Annotated in this window: 18 protein-coding genes; 13 read left to right on the top strand and 5 right to left on the bottom strand. The window is 70.0% G+C overall.

Features of this window, described 5'->3' with window-relative positions; translation table 11 throughout:
• Positions 1-30 precede the first annotated feature (30 nt).
• The 3 genes from pabB to AC1DWC_RS19525 all read right to left on the bottom strand — a co-directional run bounded on the left by pabB (position 31) and on the right by AC1DWC_RS19525 (position 3,161).
• Complete coding sequence (gene pabB / locus AC1DWC_RS19535; protein ID WP_477910675.1) at positions 31-2,136, bottom strand: aminodeoxychorismate synthase component I; 2,106 nt, start codon at positions 2,134-2,136, stop codon at positions 31-33.
• 9 nt (positions 2,137-2,145) lie between these two features.
• Positions 2,146-2,520: a chorismate mutase family protein gene (locus AC1DWC_RS19530; RefSeq protein ID WP_477910673.1), complete on the bottom strand. Its 375-nt coding sequence runs from the start codon at positions 2,518-2,520 to the stop codon at positions 2,146-2,148.
• A gap of 191 nt (positions 2,521-2,711) precedes the next feature.
• Positions 2,712-3,161, bottom strand: a complete 450-nt coding sequence (locus AC1DWC_RS19525) for a nuclear transport factor 2 family protein (protein ID WP_477910671.1) — start codon at positions 3,159-3,161, stop codon at positions 2,712-2,714.
• A gap of 343 nt (positions 3,162-3,504) precedes the next feature.
• On the opposite strand from AC1DWC_RS19525, the gene nicT reads away from it, so the two are divergent.
• The 5 genes from nicT to AC1DWC_RS19500 all read left to right on the top strand — a co-directional run bounded on the left by nicT (position 3,505) and on the right by AC1DWC_RS19500 (position 8,658).
• A complete protein-coding gene (gene nicT / locus AC1DWC_RS19520; protein WP_477910669.1) occupies positions 3,505-4,629 on the top strand; it encodes a Nickel transporter NicT in 1,125 nt (374 codons plus the stop codon).
• Between the two features lie 51 nt (positions 4,630-4,680).
• Complete coding sequence (locus tag AC1DWC_RS19515) at positions 4,681-5,121, top strand: helix-turn-helix transcriptional regulator (protein ID WP_477910667.1); 441 nt, start codon at positions 4,681-4,683, stop codon at positions 5,119-5,121.
• Between the two features lie 10 nt (positions 5,122-5,131).
• A complete protein-coding gene (locus AC1DWC_RS19510) occupies positions 5,132-5,542 on the top strand; it encodes a VOC family protein (RefSeq protein WP_072844802.1) in 411 nt (136 codons plus the stop codon).
• Position 5,543: 1 nt separating this feature from the next.
• Positions 5,544-6,167 carry a glyoxalase gene (locus tag AC1DWC_RS19505; protein WP_477910665.1) on the top strand — a complete coding sequence of 208 codons (624 nt, stop codon included), beginning with the start codon at positions 5,544-5,546 and terminating at the stop codon, positions 6,165-6,167.
• A 64-nt stretch (positions 6,168-6,231) separates the two neighbouring features.
• Entirely contained in the window at positions 6,232-8,658 is a 2,427-nt protein-coding gene (locus AC1DWC_RS19500) for an ATP-binding cassette domain-containing protein (RefSeq protein WP_477910663.1), read from the top strand.
• 228 nt (positions 8,659-8,886) lie between these two features.
• Here AC1DWC_RS19500 and AC1DWC_RS19495 read toward each other — a convergent pair whose 3' ends face one another.
• Together AC1DWC_RS19495 and AC1DWC_RS19490 are read right to left on the bottom strand one after the other, a co-directional pair.
• Entirely contained in the window at positions 8,887-9,525 is a 639-nt protein-coding gene (locus AC1DWC_RS19495; RefSeq protein WP_477910661.1) for an RES family NAD+ phosphorylase, read from the bottom strand.
• 7 nt (positions 9,526-9,532) lie between these two features.
• Complete coding sequence (locus AC1DWC_RS19490; RefSeq protein WP_477910659.1) at positions 9,533-10,153, bottom strand: hypothetical protein; 621 nt, start codon at positions 10,151-10,153, stop codon at positions 9,533-9,535.
• Between the two features lie 93 nt (positions 10,154-10,246).
• Here AC1DWC_RS19490 and AC1DWC_RS19485 point away from each other — a divergent pair, with 93 nt between their 5' ends.
• From AC1DWC_RS19485 to AC1DWC_RS19450, 8 genes are all read left to right on the top strand, one after another.
• A complete protein-coding gene (locus AC1DWC_RS19485; RefSeq protein ID WP_477910657.1) occupies positions 10,247-10,855 on the top strand; it encodes an SMI1/KNR4 family protein in 609 nt (202 codons plus the stop codon).
• Between the two features lie 1,191 nt (positions 10,856-12,046).
• Complete coding sequence (locus tag AC1DWC_RS19480; RefSeq protein ID WP_477910655.1) at positions 12,047-12,802, top strand: alpha/beta hydrolase; 756 nt, start codon at positions 12,047-12,049, stop codon at positions 12,800-12,802.
• 152 nt (positions 12,803-12,954) lie between these two features.
• Entirely contained in the window at positions 12,955-13,362 is a 408-nt protein-coding gene (locus AC1DWC_RS19475; protein ID WP_477910653.1) for a YciI family protein, read from the top strand.
• 9 nt (positions 13,363-13,371) lie between these two features.
• Positions 13,372-14,511, top strand: coding sequence for an RNA polymerase sigma factor (locus AC1DWC_RS19470; protein WP_477910651.1), 1,140 nt, complete (start codon positions 13,372-13,374; stop codon positions 14,509-14,511).
• 259 nt (positions 14,512-14,770) lie between these two features.
• Positions 14,771-15,277, top strand: a complete 507-nt coding sequence (locus AC1DWC_RS19465) for a hypothetical protein (RefSeq protein WP_477838254.1) — start codon at positions 14,771-14,773, stop codon at positions 15,275-15,277.
• Complete coding sequence (locus AC1DWC_RS19460; protein ID WP_174556710.1) at positions 15,274-15,912, top strand: RES family NAD+ phosphorylase; 639 nt, start codon at positions 15,274-15,276, stop codon at positions 15,910-15,912. Before AC1DWC_RS19465 ends, AC1DWC_RS19460 begins: the two co-directional genes overlap by 4 nt.
• 512 nt (positions 15,913-16,424) lie before the next feature.
• A complete protein-coding gene (locus AC1DWC_RS19455; protein WP_477910649.1) occupies positions 16,425-17,450 on the top strand; it encodes a hypothetical protein in 1,026 nt (341 codons plus the stop codon).
• A 104-nt stretch (positions 17,451-17,554) separates the two neighbouring features.
• Entirely contained in the window at positions 17,555-17,779 is a 225-nt protein-coding gene (locus AC1DWC_RS19450; protein ID WP_477910647.1) for a hypothetical protein, read from the top strand.
• Positions 17,780-17,923 lie beyond the last annotated feature (144 nt).

Here is a 17,923-nt window from a genome sequence, read left to right as displayed (position 1 = left end):
CGCCGGCGACGGCCACGACCGGCGGCCCGCTCACGGCCGCTCGGACCGTCCGGGCCCGGCGGTCGGCGAACGGTCCGCGGTCACGGACAGGCACCGTCGCATGGTGAGGGCCTTCACCATCGTCTCCTCGAACTCGTCCTCGGGGTCCGAGAGCGCGACGATGGCGCCACCGACCCCGAACGTGACCTGCTCGGACGTCGCGACCATGGTCCGGATCACGATGGAGAAGTCCGCCGTGCCGGAGAGCGAGAAGTACCCGATCGCCCCGGAGTAGACGCCCCGCGGACCGTCCTCGAGCTTGTCGATGATCTCCAGGGTGCGGACCTTCGGGGCGCCCGTCATCGACCCGCCGGGGAACGCCGCGCGCACACAGTCGACCGCCGAGACGTCCTCACGCAGGGTGCCCCGTACCGTCGAGACCAGTTGGTGCACCGGCGCATAGGTCTCCACGTCGAACAGCTTCGGCACGTGCACGGAGCCCGGGACGCAGACGCGGGAGAGGTCGTTGCGGACCAGGTCCACGATCATCAGGTTCTCGGCGCGGTCCTTCTCGCTGTCGACCAGGTCCCGGCGCAGCCCGTCGTCGGCTCCGACGTCGCGTGCCCGCGGCCGGGTGCCCTTGATCGGCTTCGACTCCACCTCGCGACCCGGGCCGATCCGCAAGAACCGCTCGGGAGAGGCGCTCAGCACCGACAGCCCCGGGAACCGCAGCAGCGCGTTGTACGGCGTGGGACTGATCTCGCGCAGGCACGCGTAGCCGGCGACCGGGTCGATGGCGCCGTCGACGGTGGCGACGTTGGTCAGGCACACCTCGTAGGACTCACCGGAGCGAATCTCACTCAGGCAGTTCTCGATCAGCTGGAGGTACCGGGTCCGGTCGTGCCGGAACCGGATGCCCACGTCGGCCGCGGCGGGGACCAGCGGCGCGGGGGCCGGCTGCTCGCCGGTCACCTCCTCGAAGGCGGTCAGTGCGGCCGTCGTCGTCTCCAGCCACCGCAGGTCCTCCTCGGGCAGGCCGGTTCCGTCGTCGAGGGTGAGCAGGTAACAGCAGCCCTCGTTGTGGTCGAACACCAGGGCCCGGTCCGCGAAGACCATCGCGGCGTCCGCCTGCGACGACGCATGTGCGAGCTGCCCGCAGGTGTCGGCCTTGAGCTCGTAGCCGAGATACCCGACGTACCCCAGGCAGAACGCGAACGGCAGGTCCGCACGCGGCGCCACGCTGCGGTCGCGAAGTTGCCCGTCGAGGTACTCGAAGAAGGTCGAACGCAGTTCCTCCGTCGGTCGACCGCTGCGGTGCACCCGGACGGTGGTCTCGGCGACCTGGTAGGTCACGTACTCCGCCCGTGGACCCGAGGAGTCGCCTATCACCGTGTATCGAGAGTCCTCGTCGGCGGCGGCACTGCCGTCGAGCCAGAAACTGTTGGGCCCGTTCGCAAACAGCTTCTCGTAGACCGTCTGGGGGTCGAGGTCGCGGTCCACCCGGACGCTGTCGACGCGGTAGCGCGGGGCCGCGGGCTCGGCGACGGGCGTCGGCGGGGGCGTCGTCTGTCGCCGAGCCCGCACCGGTGTCAGGTCCCGGAAGTTGCTGAGCAGCTCGCGACCGTGCTCGGTGCAGATGGACTCCGGGTGGAACTGCACGCCCCACAGCGGCAACTCGCGGTGCCTCGCCGCCATCACCACCCCGTCCGGCGACCACGCCTGCACCTCGATCGCCTCGGGCAGCGACTCGACGGCCAGCGAGTGGTAGCGGACCACCCGCAACGGCGACGGGATGCCCTCGAACAGGCCGTTGCCGTCGTGCCGGATCTCGCTGATCCGGCCGTGCATCGGTGCCGGCGCGGGGACCACCAGGCCGCCGGCCAGGTAGCACATCCCCTGGTGCCCCAGGCAGACGCCGAGCACCGGCAGCCCGCTGTCGGTGAGTGCGTTCGCACTGATCCCGAAGTCGCGCTCGCGGTCCGGGCGACCGGGCCCGGGGGAGACCACGATGTTGTCGAAGTCGCTGAGCCGCAGAGACTTCCAGTCCCTGTCGTTCGTCACCACCACGGGGACGCGACCGTTCACCTCCGACAGCAGGCTGTACAGGTTGTAGGTGAACGAGTCGTAGTTGTCGACCAGGAGCGTCCGGACGGCCATGGCACGGCCTCAGGCGTCGTGCCGCAGCGGCGCGACAGCGGCAACGTCGATCTCCCCGTCGGCGTCGATGATCAGGTCCTCCACCCGGCAGGTCTCCGTGATCAACACGTCGTAGAGGTCGTCGAGGAACTCCGGGGAGAGGTCGTGGCTGAGCGCATAGGTCCGGGCGTGCTCGTGCACCGCGCCCACCCGCCGCGGCTGCATCATCGGGATCGAATATCGCCGCTTGAGCACCGCGATCCGGCAGCACACCTCGATCCGGTCACGGACGACCTCGAGCAGGGCGCTGTCGATTTCGTCGAGTTCGGTGCGCAGCGCCTCGAGCTGCTGCTGCGGTGTCAGGACGGAACTGCCGGCCGTGGCCGAGCGGGTCGAGTTCTCCATGCGCGGCACCCCTTGCATAGTCTGCACCAGCACGTCGACCGAAACTTCACGGTGTCCGAGATCGTCGGCCGCGTGCATTCTCCAGTTCCCCGAGCCATTCCATGTTCTCACGGGGTTCACGTCGCGGCCACGAGATGCCCGAATCGATTCGGGCCGGGCAGTGGACCGCCTCGCGGCGGCAGGGGCGGGTGTCAGCCCAGGTCGACGATCTTCCAGCCGTCGCCGTCGCGCTGGAGCACGATCTGCGCGGTCGAGTCGGTGCTCTTGCCGTTCAGCTCGGCAACATCCTTGGTGGCCAGCTTCGCGGTATCCCCCTCGACGACCACCTGCGTGGCGTCGTACTTCAGGTCCGCCAGCTTGGAAAGCGCCTCGGCGCCGGCGCGTTCGTGGCCGCCCTGCACGGCGGCCGGGCAGGTGCCGTCCGGGCCGGTCGTCGCCAGCTTGGCCGCGAGCTCGGGGTCGAGGTAGCCGCAGGCCTTGGCGCCGTCACCGGTGCCGAAGGCCGCGTAGTAGGAGCTGAGCGTGTCCACCGCGGCCTGCTGGTCGACGGACGCCCCTGTCGCGGCATCGGTGGACTCGTCGGACGAGCATCCGGTCGCGGCGACGGCCACGGCGAGCGCGCCGAGGGCGAGCGCGGCCATGCGGCGACCACGACGGGAGGAGGAAGAGGGGGCGCTGGGCGTGACCGACGACAACATCGTTCTCTGGTGCTCCGTGACTGTGAGGGATGGGAGTGGGACCGGCCGGCAGGACGCAGGCCGCCCGCGCGAACGCTACAACAGTCCCGGACGCGCCGAAGCGACTTGGACAGAGCAGGCGTGCCCGCCGGGACCGGGTCAGTCCGGCGACCCGGCCGCACCGCCGGCGTTTCCGGATGGAAACGCCGGGGCGGCGCCGATCGCTGGTCCGCGTCACCCGATCCGGCTTAGGCTTGTTCGGCTCAGGCTTGTTCGGGACTGTGGCCGACTGCCCGTGAGGAATCGAATGCCCACGACTGCCAAGACCAGCACCCGCGCCGCGACCAAGTGGCGCGCGGCGGCGGACGGCCAGTGGCGCAGCGTCGCAGGGATGGCGGCCACGGTGCTCGCACTCAACATCGTCGGCTGGGGCACCCTGTTGCTGTTGGTGGTGCCCGCGCACTACGAGTTCAACGGCGGCGTGTTCGGCGTCGGGCTCGGCGTCACCGCGTACACCCTCGGCATGCGGCACGCGTTCGACGCCGACCACATCGCCGCCATCGACAACACCACCCGAAAGCTCTTGGCGGAGAAGAAGAAACCGGTGACCGTCGGTTTCTGGTTCTCACTCGGCCACTCCACCGTGGTGTTCGTGCTGGTGCTGCTGCTGGCGTTCGGCATCAAACAGCTGGCAGCGGGCCTGAGGAACGAGGACTCTGACCTGCAGCGGTGGACCGGGCTGTTCGGCACCGCGGTCTCGGGCACCTTCCTGATCCTCATCGGGTTGCTGAACCTGGTGTCGCTGATCGGGATCTACGCGGTGCTCCGCAAGGCCCGCCGCGGCCACTTCGACGAGGACGACCTCGAGCGGGAACTCGACTCCCGCGGAGCCCTGAACAAGCTGCTCGGGCCGTTGGTCCGGTCCGTGCGTGCGCCGTGGCACATGTACCCGGTCGGAGTCCTGTTCGGGCTGGGATTCGACACCGTGACCGAGGTGGGGCTGCTGGTGATCGCGGGTGGGGCGGCCACCACCGGCCTGCCCTGGTACTCGATCCTGGTGCTCCCGGTGCTCTTCAGCGCCGGCATGACCCTGTTCGACTCGCTCGACGGCTCGTTCATGAACTACGCGTACGGCTGGGCGTTCGCCCGTCCGGTCCGCAAGATCTACTACAACCTCGTCGTGACCGGGTTGTCGGTGGCGGTCGCGTTGCTGATCGGCGGCCAGGAGATCATCTCGATCGTCACCACCCGCCACGGCATCACCACCGGGGTGCTCGGGCGGATCGGCGGGCTCGACCTCGGGGCGATGGGGTTCATCATCGTCGGCCTGTTCGTGGTCACCTGGTTGGTGGCGGTGCTGGTGTGGCGGTACGGCGGGGTGCAGGAACGCTGGGAGTCCCGGCTGACCGGGAGCCCGGTCAGCACGGACTGACCACCCACGGCAACTGGGCAACTCCCCGCGGGAGGTGGCACCATCGCACAGGTGACCAGCAGCACAGCCGACGCGCAGCGTCTGCGCGACCTCGCGCGGCTGCGCCGCGTCCGCGACCGGATGGACCGGGAGTACGCGCAGCCACTGGACGTCGAGGCACTCGCCCGCGACGCGCACATGTCGGCCGGTCACCTCAGCCGCCAGTTCAAGCTCGCCTACGGCGAGTCGCCGTACGCCTACCTGATGACGCGGCGCATCGAACGCGCGATGGCGCTGCTGCGCCGGGGCGACCTCAGCGTCACCGAGGTCTGCTTCGAGGTCGGCTGCTCGTCGCTGGGCACCTTCAGCACCCGCTTCACGGAGCTCGTCGGCGTGCCGCCCAGCGTCTACCGGGACCAGGTGCGGCCCGAGGCGGAGATGCCGTCGTGCGTCACCAAACAGGTCACCAGACCGATCAGGAATCGAGAAGCGCCGGCCGCGAACCGCAATTAGGTTGAAGGACATGGACATCACCATTCACTCGGCCTTCCTTCCGCACACCGACCACGAAGCCTCCCTGGCCTTCTACCGCGACCTCCTCGGTTTCGAGGTCCGCAAGGAGGTCGGCTACAACGGGATGTACTGGATTACCGTCGGCCACCCGGACCAGCCCGGCACGTCCCTGGTCCTGCACCCGCCGGCCGCGGACCCCGGCATCACCGACGACGAACGTCGCACCATCACCGAGATGATGGCCAAGGGGACGTACGCAATCCTCACCCTGGCCACCCCCGACCTCGACGAAACCTTCGCGAAGCTCGAGGCGGGCGGCGCGGACATCGTCCAGGAACCGATCGAGCAGCCGTACGGCATCCGCGACTGCGCCGTCCGCGACCCCGCAGGCAACCTGCTCCGAATCAACGAGGTGAACTGATATGACCACCACCCAGTCCCGGACCACCGTCAAGACCCTCACCCTCGAAGTTCCCGACCCCGCGGCCGCCGCGGCCTTCTACGCGGCGTTCGGCGTCGGCGACCACGTGGCCGTCCGCGCCGGCGAGGCGCCGACGGCCGGCTTCCGCGGCTACACCCTCTCGCTCGTCGTCTCCCAGCCGAACATCGTCGACACCTTCGTCGGGGCCGCCCTCGACGCCGGCGCCACGTCGCTGAAGCCGGCCAAGAAGGGGTTCTGGGGGTACGGCGGCGTCGTGCAGGCCCCGGACGGCGCGATCTGGAAGGTCGCGACCTCGTCGAAGAAGGACAGCGGCCCGGCCACTCGGCAGATCGACGACATCGTGCTGCTGCTCGGGGTCGACGACGTCAAGGCGAGCAGGCAGTTCTACGTCGACCACGGCCTGGAGGTGGCGAAGAGCTTCGGCCGCAAGTACGTCGAGTTCGCCACCGACCCGACGAACGTCAAGCTGGCGCTCTACGGGCGCCGCGCGCTCGCCAAGGACGCCGGCGTCTCCCCGGAGGGAACCGGATCGCACCGTATCGTCGTCGGCAGCGACGCCGGCCCCTTCACCGACCCGGACGGGTTCGTGTGGGAGACCGCTTGACGCCGCGACCGGTCAGACGCAGGCACGGCAGCCGCGACCGCGGCCCGACACAGAGGGAGAGACGATGAGCACGGCCACGAGGACGGACCCGCAGTCGCCTGAGTTCCGCGCCGCCGACAGCCACGATCTGATCCGCGTGTACGGCGCGCGGGAGAACAACCTCAAGGACATCAGCGTCGAGCTCCCGAAGCGGCGGCTGACGGTGTTCACCGGTGTCTCCGGCTCCGGCAAGAGTTCGCTGGTGTTCTCCACGATCGCCGCCGAGTCGCAGCGGATGATCAACGAGACCTACAGCTCCTTCGTGCAGGGCTTCATGCCGACCCTGGCGCGGCCGGAGGTCGACGTCCTGGAAGGGCTGACCACCGCGATCATCGTCGACCAGGAACGGATGGGGTCGAACCCCCGGTCCACGGTCGGCACCGCCACCGACGCCAACGCGATGCTGCGCATCCTGTTCAGCCGGCTCGGGCAGCCGCACATCGGCTCGCCCCAGGCGTTCTCCTTCAACGTCGCCTCTGTCAGCGGCGCAGGCGCTGTCACCATGGAAAAGGGTGGACGGGAGGTGAAGGAGCGACGCAGCTTCAGCATCACCGGCGGCATGTGTCTGCGCTGCGAGGGCCGGGGCAACGTCTCCGATTTCGACCTGACCGCGCTGTACGACGACAGCAAGTCGCTGAACGAGGGTGCTCTGACGATCCCCGGCTACAGCATGGAGGGCTGGTACGGACGCATCTACCGTGGCTGCGGCTTCTTCGATCCCGACAAGCCGATCTCGAAGTTCACGAAGAAGCAGGTGAACGACCTGCTGTACAAGGAGCCGACGAAGATCAAGGTCGACGGCGTCAACGTGACCTTCGAGGGCCTGATCCCGAAGATCCAGAAGTCGTTCCTGTCCAAGGACCGCGAAGCGATGCAGCCGCACATCCGGGCATTCGTCGACCGCGCGATCACCTTCCAGACCTGCCCCGACTGCGACGGCACCCGGCTCAGCGAGGGGGCTCGATCCTCGAAGATCGAGGGCATCAACATCGCCGACGCCTGCGCGATGCAGATCAGCGATCTGGCCGACTGGGTCCGGGGTCTCGACGAACCGTCGGTGGCGCCGCTGCTGACCGCGCTGCGGCACCTGCTCGACTCGTTCGCGGACATCGGGCTGGGGTATCTCTCACTGGACCGCCCGGCAGGCACGCTGTCGGGCGGCGAGGCGCAGCGCACGAAGATGATCCGCCACCTCGGCTCGTCACTCACCGACGTCACCTACGTGTTCGACGAGCCGACCATCGGTCTGCACCCGCACGACATCCAGCGGATGAACGCCCTGCTGCTGCAGCTACGCGACAAGGGCAACACGGTGCTCGTCGTGGAGCACAAGCCGGAGACCATCGTGATCGCCGACCACGTCGTCGACCTCGGCCCCGGCGCCGGCACGGCGGGCGGCACCGTCTGCTTCGAGGGCTCCGTGGAGGGGCTGCGGGGGAGTGACACCACGACCGGCCGCCACCTCGACGACCGGGCGGCGGTCAAGGAATCGGTGCGGTCCTCGTCCGGCGCTCTCGAGATCCGCGGCGCGACCTCGCACAACCTGCAGGGCGTTGACGTCGACATCCCGCTCGGGGTGCTGTGCGTGGTCACGGGTGTCGCGGGCTCCGGCAAGAGCTCACTGATCGACGGCTCGGTGTCCGGACGGGACGGCGTGGTCTCGATCGACCAGGGCGCGATCAAGGGCTCCCGGCGCAGCAACCCGGCGACCTACACCGGGCTGCTCGACCCGATCCGCAAGGCGTTCGCGAAGGCCAACGGCGTGAAGCCGGCGCTCTTCAGCTCCAACTCCGAGGGCGCGTGCCCCACCTGCAACGGCGCGGGCGTCATCTACACGGACCTGGGCGTCATGGCCACCGTCGAATCCCCCTGCGAGGAGTGCGAGGGGAAGCGGTTCCAGGCGTCGGTGCTCGAGTACACGCTGGGCGGCCGGAACATCGCCGAGGTGCTCGCGATGCCGGTGGCCGAGGCGGAGGAGTTCTTCGGGGGCGGCGGGCAGGAGCGTAGCGACCGGGGGGATGTCGCAGGCGAGGCCAAGATTGCCGCCGCGCACAAGATCCTGCAACGGCTCGCCGACGTCGGGCTCGGCTACCTCAGCCTCGGCCAGCCGCTCACCACGCTGTCCGGCGGCGAGCGGCAGCGACTCAAGCTCGCCACCGCCATGGCCGAGAAGGGCGACGTCTACATCCTCGACGAGCCGACCACCGGTCTGCACCTCGCCGACGTCGAGAACCTGCTCGGCCTGCTGGACCGCCTCGTCGATTCCGGCAAGTCGGTCATCGTCATCGAGCACCACCAGGCGGTGATGGCGCACGCCGACTGGATCATCGACCTCGGTCCCGGTGCCGGCCACGACGGCGGACGGATCGTCTTCGAGGGCACGCCCGCCGACCTGGTCGCCGCCCGCTCCACCCTCACGGGCGAGCACCTCGCGGCCTACGTCGACGCCTGACCTTCCGGACACAACTCGGCGTTCCACGGTAGGTCGTTGGGCCTGGGGTCATCACTGACTGTGACGACCCCAGGCCCAACTTCGTCTGATGCCCTCAACCGAGGTTAATTTCATAAGTAAAGTTATCGGCATTTCGGTCGAACTCGGTGCAACCACCGAGACGACCGCACAGACGGACCCGTTCCATTCCGGCCGAAGCCAGGGCAGCGACCGGCCACGCCGGTGAGATCAGGGGGCGAGCGCCGCATTGTGGGCGGTCAGCAGCGCGCCGAGCAGGTAGTGCCCGTCCGCGGTGTCGAGCGGGATCAGCCCGCCGACGGCCTCGACCGCACGATGGGCCGTCGTGGCGGGGGAGTCGGCGAGCATCCACGACAGTGTGTTCTCGTCGTGACGGGGCCGGTACTGCACGCCGTCGACCCGGGGATTGGCGGCCAGGATCGCCGCCGCCCACCGTCGGGTGTGCAGGTAACCGGACGGGTCGCACTTCGTCAGCCACACCCCGGCGTTGATGCGGGCAGCACCTGTTCCGGTCAGGTCAACCACCCGCAGGGGGCGGGTGGTGCGCAGCTCGCTCAGGACGCGGCCGCTGACCTGGGCACGCGGGATCAGGCGGGGGGACTGGTCCACCGGCAGGTTGCGGCACAGCGTCTCGGCCACCGCCGCGGCCGGGCTGTCTCCGATGTACAGGTACGCGTAGGAGCCGTCCAGGCTGTCGAAACGGCCGCCGGCCCGCACCCGCGGCCGGGGCGTCGGGTTCAGGTCCGCGGCGCCCCGGGTGGCGCTGTGGATGCGCCACACCGAGGTACCGGCCGGGACGGTGGTGAGCAGGGCAGCGGGCAGCGCCGCGGGTGGATCCGGGTAGTCCACCGGCCGCTCAGTCCTGCGTCAGGTCGTCGGCCATGTCCTGCAGGTCCTGCTCGTGCCCGCCGGCGACGGCGAGTTCGGCAGGGGAGCGCGGGTCGTCCGCGAACGCGGTCGGGTTCAGCCACCACGACGCCACGCCCCACGGATCGTTCCGGACGCCCAGCCTCTGGTTGATGTCGGCGACGATCGGCCGCACCTCGCGCCTGTCCGCGTCGAACTGGAAGGCGGGGTAGAGCTTCTGGCCGGACGCAGGCAGGGCGATGACCGTGCCCGCCGCGGCCAGACGGCTCGCCGTGTTGCGGCTGCTCGGCGCCTTGCCGAGGACCCGGCTGACCGCGGTGGAGTCGAGCATCTCGTGCTCGTCGACGATCGAGTTGAGGGCCGAGGTGACGATCCGGGTGCGGGCCACCGCCGCGGCGGCGGGGTTGGTGACGGCCCGCTCGTGCTGCAACGCCAGGGCCGGGCTCATGGCGAGCAGCGCCGTCACGTCGTCACGGACCGGACGCAGGGTCGGCCGTCGGGAGATCTCCGCGGCGAGCAGGTCCACGAGGTCCTCGTCGGACAGGGCGTGGATCGAGTCGCGTGCGCGGTCACGGTCGACGAGCATGGTCACCACCTCCAGTAGTGCCACCAGTGTACCGCGTACCAGCTGTGTCAGCTCTTCTCATGTCTGAGCATCGACATAGAGTGCGCCCAACCAAGATCAACAACGGAGGTAGGCGAAGTGAGCTCCACCATGTACTCGACGCCGTCGGGATCGGTCACCGAACAGTGGGAACGCATCGCGAGGTGGCTACTGACGAACCTCGACTCGCCGTCGATCGCCGGCGCCGACGCAGCGGAAATCGACAGCGCACAGCAGGCCACCGGGGTGAGCTGGCCCGCCGAACTCACCACACTCTTCGAGCACCTCAACGGATTCCCGCTCGCCGCTCACGTCGCGCTGCTGCCCATGCACGAGATGTTCAGCCTGGATCGTGCCGTCGAGGAGCGCGCGATGGAACTCGACATCTGGGGCGAGTTCGACGAGGAGATGGGCGCCCCGGACCCGGACGCCGCCGCGGGCGACACGGCCGGAACGTACATCCCCGCGTTCGTCCCGTTCGCCGGAGCCGACGGCTACCTGCTGGTCGTGGACGCCCGTCCCGGGCCGCTGCACGGATGCGTCACCGAGTTCGAGAAGGTCGACACAGACAGTGCGGGTCCCCGCTGGGTCTCCATCAGCGCGATGCTCACGGACCTGGCCGACAGCCTCGAGACGGGCGCCGAGTTCGACATGGGGTGGACCCCGGTGGTGGTGGCCGGACGACTCGAATGGCGCAGCCGGACCTGACCGGCCCGCCTGTGCGGCCGTCAGGGGACAGGAGCCGTCCGGCCACCCGACGTCCGACGAGCCAGAGCGAAGGGGAGGCGGTCTGGCTCATCGGACGAACGGCCGAACGACGAGGGAGTGTCGCCGAGGCGAGCGGATCCCGGAGCCGGCGCGGGCCGGGCAGGCAGGGGACAAGGCCCGAGGGTTTGCGTGGTGCCGGTCGGCGAGCGAGGCGACGCGTGATCACGTAAACTATTGGGGTGCACCATGTTTCATGGATAACAGTGATTATCCATGAAACATGGTTGGGGCGGGGTCACACCCTCGGTCGAGGAGGGCCACCGGCACTGCCGCCGACCCGTGGGTCCGGCGACGACGAAAGCCTCTCCGGCGGCAAGGTGTTCGCATCGGGCCCGACGCCTCGGGTCCTCGGCGACCGAGCCGCATTGACCCGGGCCTTGATCGACGACGCCTCGCGCGGACGCCGGCCGTTCCAGATCCGGGCCCCGGCAGATTGAGCCGCCAGGGGGCCGGTCCGGCCGGTGGCCGTCACACAGGAGTCCGTCCTGCACCCGTGATGCGTTCCGCCCGAGGACCTCTCCGCGTACGCCGGACTATTCCGATGCCCGGCACCGCCGTCCGGGGGCGTCCCGAAGAAGGAAAAATGACATAATGTACATTATCGGATCCGGATTACCGGGCGAGGTCAACGGCCCGATTCGGACTCTGCGGCTCCTCGGCATTCCTGACTCGAGCGCCCGTACGCCGCCGGTTCGCCGCGGTGTTCCGATTCTCCGCAGCGACGTGTTCGGTGCGGCTGCGCCGGCCGCGACGTCATCGCGTGTCATCCGCGGCCGGTTCCCGCTGTGGCAGCGAGTCGCCGATCCGACGGCCCTCGGATCGTTCTGGCCCCGATTCCGCGAAAACCTCGAATCCCTTGGAGTCGCCGGTTTTCGGGTTTCCGGATCGCTCCCCGGCCTTCCCGGCGCCCCACCCCAATACGTCACTGTGACGAAACAATCCCGGGCGGCGGGCTTCGTCCCGGCGTCCGGTCGATCGGAATCACGTGCCGAAGGGGCGTCGAAGACAAAACTATGCATCGCTCAGTATCTGCCGCTAACCTCGACGGCGACGGCACCCCGCGTGCTGTGGGCTGATGACTCCCTCCATCCCGGCTGAAGAGCCTGCGAACCCCAACAAGGAGAACGCGACATGACCGTCAACCTGTCCCGCATCAAGATCTCGCGCGGCGAGCTGTCCTTCTTCGAGGCGATGCCCGAGGCCGGCACGGACGTTAAGGGCACCGTCGTGATGGTCCCCGGCTTCACCGGCTCCCGGGAGGACTTCCTCCCGATGGCGCCGTTCGTCACCGCCGCCGGCTACCGGCTGATCTCGTACTCGCAGCTCGGCCAGTACGACTCCGACGGCCCGGACGGCCGCGACGCGGTCGGCGAGTACACGATCGCCAAGTTCGCCGCGGACCTCGCCGAGGTGATCGACAAGGTTGCGCCCGGCGAGAAGGTCCACCTTGTCGGCCACAGCTTCGGCGGCCTCGTCACCCGGGCCGCCGTACTGAACGACCCGGCGCGCTTCCTGGACTACGTGATCCTCGACTCGCCGCCGAGTGGTCAGAACCTGGGCGGCGCCATGGACATGGGCCCGATCCCGGAGCTGCTGTGGGCGGGCGGCAACGAGGCCTTGTGGCAGGCCATGTTCGGCGCCTTCGAGGACATCTTCCCGGCGCCGGTCAAGGAGTTCCTGCACAACCGGATCATGGTGACCAAGACCGCGAACATCGCCGGGATCGCCCTCACCATGGGCACCGAGCCGGACCGTGTCGAGGAGCTGGCCGCGACCGGCGTGCCGATCCTGGTCGTCGCCGGCGAGCACGACGTCATTCCGGTGGACATCCAGGCCGACGCCGCGGTGCGACTCGGCGTGGTCACCGCTGGATCGTCCCGGCGGTGACCTCGGGGCATGCCTCCCCCGGTCCCGTGGTCCGGCGCTGCCGACAACGGTGGCGAAAGTTCTCGGCCGCGGGATGTCGAGAACCGGCGTGTGGCTCCGTCCCAGTAGCGAATACGACCACAATGGGTCGTACCGCACCTAGGAGAATCACGATGGCCAAGTACTTGTTGCTCAAGCACTACCGCGGCGCCCCGGCGGCGGTCAACGACGTGCCCATGGACCAGTGGACGCCGGAGGAGATCTCCGACCACATGCAGTACATGCAGGACTTCGCGGACCGGCTCGAGGCGACCGGCGAGTTCGTCGACGGTCAGGCGCTCGCCCCCGAAGGGACGTTCGTCCGGTACGACGGCGAGGGCCGCCCGCCGGTCACCGACGGCCCGTTCGCCGAGACCAAGGACCTCATCGCCGGCTGGATGGTGATCGACGTCGACAGCTACGATCGCGCCCTCGAGCTGGCCGGAGAGCTGTCGGCCGCCCCGGGGGCAGGCGGGAAGCCGATCCACGAGTGGCTCGAGCTGCGCCCGTTCCTGACCGCGCCGCCCACCATCACGGAGTGACCTCCTCAGGTGAATGAGGTCCTGCTCCGGAGCCTCACGCCGAGCGTGCTCGGCATCCTCGTCCGCCGCGGAGCCGATTTCGCGGCGGCCGAGGACGCCGTCCAGGACGCGCTGGTCGAGGCGGTCCGCACCTGGCCGGCCGACCCGCCGCGGGATCCGAAGGGCTGGCTGGTCACCGTGGCCTGGCGCAAGTTCCTCGACGCCACCCGGGCGAACGCGGCCCGCCGTCGGCGTGAGGACCTCGTGGAGCCGGCGTCCGGTCCCGCGCCCGCGGCGGACGACACGCTGCAGCTCTACTTCCTGTGCGCCCACCCGTCGCTGACGCCGGCCTCCGCGGTCGCGCTCACGCTGCGCGCCGTCGGCGGGCTGACCACCCGGCAGATCGCCCAGGCCTACCTGGTCCCGGAGGCGACCATGGCGCAGCGCATCAGCCGGGCCAAGCGCACCGTGTCCGGTGTGCGGTTCGACCAGCCCGGCGACGTCGCCACCGTGCTGCGCGTCCTGTACCTGGTCTTCAACGAGGGCTACTCCGGCGACGTCGACCTCGCCGCCGAGGCCATCCGGCTCGCCCGGCAGCTCGCGGCCGCGATCGACCACCCCGAGGTGGCGGGGCTGCTCGCCCTGATGCTGCTCCACCACGCCCGGCGCGCCGCCCGGACCGCGCCCGACGGCGCCCTGGTGCCGCTCGCCGAGCAGGACCGCGGCCGCTGGGACACCCGCCTGATCGCCGAGGGCGTCGAGATCCTGCAGGCGGCCCTGGCCCGCGACCGGCTCGGCGAGTTCCAGGCCCAGGCCGCCATCGCGGCGCTCCACGCCGACGCGCGCACCGCCGCGGAGACCGACTGGGTGCAGATCGTCGAGTGGTACGACGAGCTGGTGCGACTGACCGGCAGCCCCATCGCCCGGCTCAACCGCGCCGTGGCCGTGGGCGAGGCCGACGGCGCCCGGGCCGGCCTGGCGGCGCTCGCGGCGCTGGACGACTCACTGCCCCGCCACGCCGCGGTGGCGGCGTACCTCCACGAGCGGGACGGAGACCTGGCCGCGGCGGCAGGCCTCTACGCCGAGGCGGCCCGGCAGGCGACGAACCTCCCCGAGCGCGACCACCTCGTGCGGCAGGCCGCACGGCTCAATGCCCGCCCGGGCCGTTGACCGGGAGCCTCTGGGCGGCGCCCCTACTCCCCTGTTCCGCCTCCCCGGAGCAGTCCCCACCGGACCTCGGCACCCACCCGACCCCTCCGTCCAGGTGGTTGTGAACTGGGGTGTCGGGCATCGGCTCGGTAGGCATGTTTGCCGATATCCCGCAGATTATGCAATTACAGATGCCGGATCGGACCCAAGGCGATCCGGTCCGCCGGCACCACTGGTTGACCTGCTTGACTTGACCTACTTGACCATGGACGATGGTGTCATGAGCAGCCCACTGACCGACGTCATGGCAGCGGAGATCGCGGCCAGCGGCATCGACGAGACCGAACTGAACCAGGCCGACGTGCAGTACGTCGAGCACCGGATCCGCGACGTGCTCTCCGGACTCAAGGCCCGGCGCGTCTGGGAGAACCACATCGGTCCGATCCTCACCCACAAGCAGACCCTCGAGGTGACGGGCTGGACCAAGCAGGCGCTGAGCCAGGCGGTCCGCGACCGCCGGGTGCTGCGTCTCGAGGCCGAGGACGGGACCGCCGGCTACTCGGTCACCGGATTCGACGACGCCGCCCCGGCCAAGCCGATCCCCGGAATCAAGGAGGTGCTGCGCGCGTGGTCGCATGCCGACCCGCAGGGCTGGACCGTCGCGTCGTGGCTGATGACCGAGCAGCCCGAACTGGGCGGCCGGACCCCACGAGAGTCGCTCCTCGGCGGCGACGCGACCACCGTGGTCGCCCTCGCCCGTCAGGCCGCTGATCGGCTGGCCGCGTGAGCGCTCCCCGCGCCACGTCCCACCTGTCCACCCCGCCTCCCCCGGACCTGTTGCGTGACCGGTTCCCGGCCGCCACGGTCCGGGCGGGCACCCGGCTGCACCGCACCCACGGCTCCGCGTTCAGCCCGTGGTGGTTCGGCAGCCGCGGACACGGCCGGTTCGACCTCGCCGAGCCGTACGGCACCTGCTACACCGCCGAATCCGAGCAGATCACCCTGCTCGAGACCTGGGGCGGCATCCGGGTGGTCCCGAGCACCGAACTGCGCGGCCGGGCACTGTCCCAGCTCGAGCTGTCCGCCGACCGGCGGATCGCCGACCTGACCTCGAACCTGGCGGTGCAGTTCGGGGTGACCGCGGAGATCTTCACCACCGTCGACTACCCGCTCACCCAGCTGTGGGCGGCCGCGTTGCGCGAGGCCGGGTACGCGGGCGTCCGCTACTGGGCCCGGCACGACCTCACCCACACCCACGCGTGCGTCGCACTGTTCGACGCCGGCGGCGACCGTACCGACGCGCCCGGCACCGGCGACTACACCGTCGTGCGCACCGACAAGCTCGCCGACCGCGGCGAGGTGTTCGAGGAACTGCGCAAGCGGTCCGGGATCACGGTCCTGGCGATACCCCACTCGCTGTGAGGCCGGTCGCCGAGTCCCCCCATCCCCTCACACACGCACGCGCCGAGCGACTTCCGCCGACGTACCCGCAGAGGGAGCCGGTCGAGGCACCCTCCCCCGCCCCGGGCACCGTCGCCACCAGCCGGAGAGCGCCGAGCCGCCCTCGTTCGGGGCGGCCCGGAACGGGAGAACTGCTGTGGGTGAGTCGGATTGGTCGGCGACCACCGGGTAGGTAAAAGTGCCGATAAGTTGGATTATGACATTATTCACCGTGTGGGACGCCCGATTCCGTCGTTTCCGGACCGCCCCGAGCTCGTCAAATACGTTCCTGAACAGTGCATTCGGCACGAATCTCGCGCCGAATGCACTGGTCGGGCCGGGGCGATCGAAGGTCCACCGCCCCCGACGCCGGTTGCCACTCCCCTGCCCCACCGCCGCGATCGGCCTCCACCGAGACGCACAACCCTTGGCTCCGTCCCGTTTCCGGGCCGCAGACCACGGAGCGGGCGATCGTGATCCACTAGTTTCGAACCATGGACACGGTTTCGCTGCTCCTGAACTCGCCGCGTGGCCGGTTCTTCTGCGCCGACGTCGGCTACGCGTGCAGCGACGACGAGCGTGCCTCCCACTATCGGCGGCCCCAGACGCCGGGCGACGCACTCGAGGTGCTCGAAGACGTCGACGCCCGCGCGATTGCCAAGTTGGCGGAGATCGACCTGCTCGACGCCCTGGCCCTGGCCACGGACTTCGCGCGGTACTGGCAGCCGCCGGACGAGGAGGACCGGATGTTCGCCCGCCCGGAGATCGCCGCGGCCCTGCGGCCGATCGCGCGGGCAGTCCTGGCGTCGCCCCACGCCAGGTGGTGGAACGAGGCGGTCGACCTCGCGGACCAGCGGTACGTGGAGAAGTTCCATCCCCGCTGGGGCTGGTCGGAGTTGCCCCTGCAGATCCATCGCGCGGCGGGCCACCTGGAGCGGTGGCGTGCGGACGCGCTGGCCACCGAACGCCGGTTCCGGGAGGACCAGGCCGCCGATTCGGACCGGCGCGTCAGCGGCGAATGGTGGTCCACGCCGGTGGTCGCCGGAACGACCGACACCAGCCGGGCGCGGGAGGGGCTCGGCGCCGTCGAGCTGCTGCTCGAGGAGGACGACAACTCGGACGGCGCACAGGCCCGCGTCTGGCCGGTCCGGGTCCACGGGACACCCCGCGTGTACGAGATCACCGATCCGTCGGACTGGGCACACCTGGTGGACGCGTACCCCTTTCCCGTGCCGGCGTCGCGCCGCTCCGACTGGTACGACACCACCGGGGAGCACCATGACTGGTTCATTCCGGACTGGGCCGCCGTGGCGGCCGACTACGACGCCGTCCACCTCACCGTCGTCGGCTACCTCACCACGCCGGGGATCGCGATCCCCCTGGCCGCCCACCCCGGCGCCACCGTGCTCGCCGGCTGGAATCCCGATGCCACCTTCTGGCTGCGCAACGACTTCCTCACCATCGACGACGACCCCACCGACTGGCATCGGTACCGGGACGGTCCGTGGGAGCCCGCCTGACCGCCAGCCGGGCCCGGCACCCGCACGCCACGCCATTGACAGTCAGCTTAGCCTCACCTAATCTCCTCTCTCGTGTGTCAGTCCCCGAGCGAGGAGCCCATCCAGTGATCGACGTCCTGATCGAGAACGCCCTCGCCCGCAATGCGGTGCGCCTGGTGACGCAGTCGCCCGACGGCTTCGACGAGTACCACCTCGATCGCGCGGGCGACTCCGCCCGGGTCGAGCCACCTGTTGCCGTCCACGTGCGCCCCGACGGCCGGTTCTCGCGCGCCGAGGGCGGGTCCGGCCTGCTGAGCATCGGCCAGGTGGCGACCCTCTGTGGGCTCTGACACCCGCCTCCCGGTGACGCCACGCGCGCTGTCCACGCGCGACCGGCGGACCGCGGCGCCCTTGCGGGCCGCGACCACGCGGAGCATGATCCGATGAAGGCCGGTCGTCGCCCACGCCCCGGGGAAGCGGGGCCAACCGAACTG

This window comes from Rhodococcus sp. P4_C10 (assembly GCF_056402135.1).
Note: the sequence above shows the minus strand (reverse complement) of the source record. Positions and strands in the feature narration are given on the sequence as shown.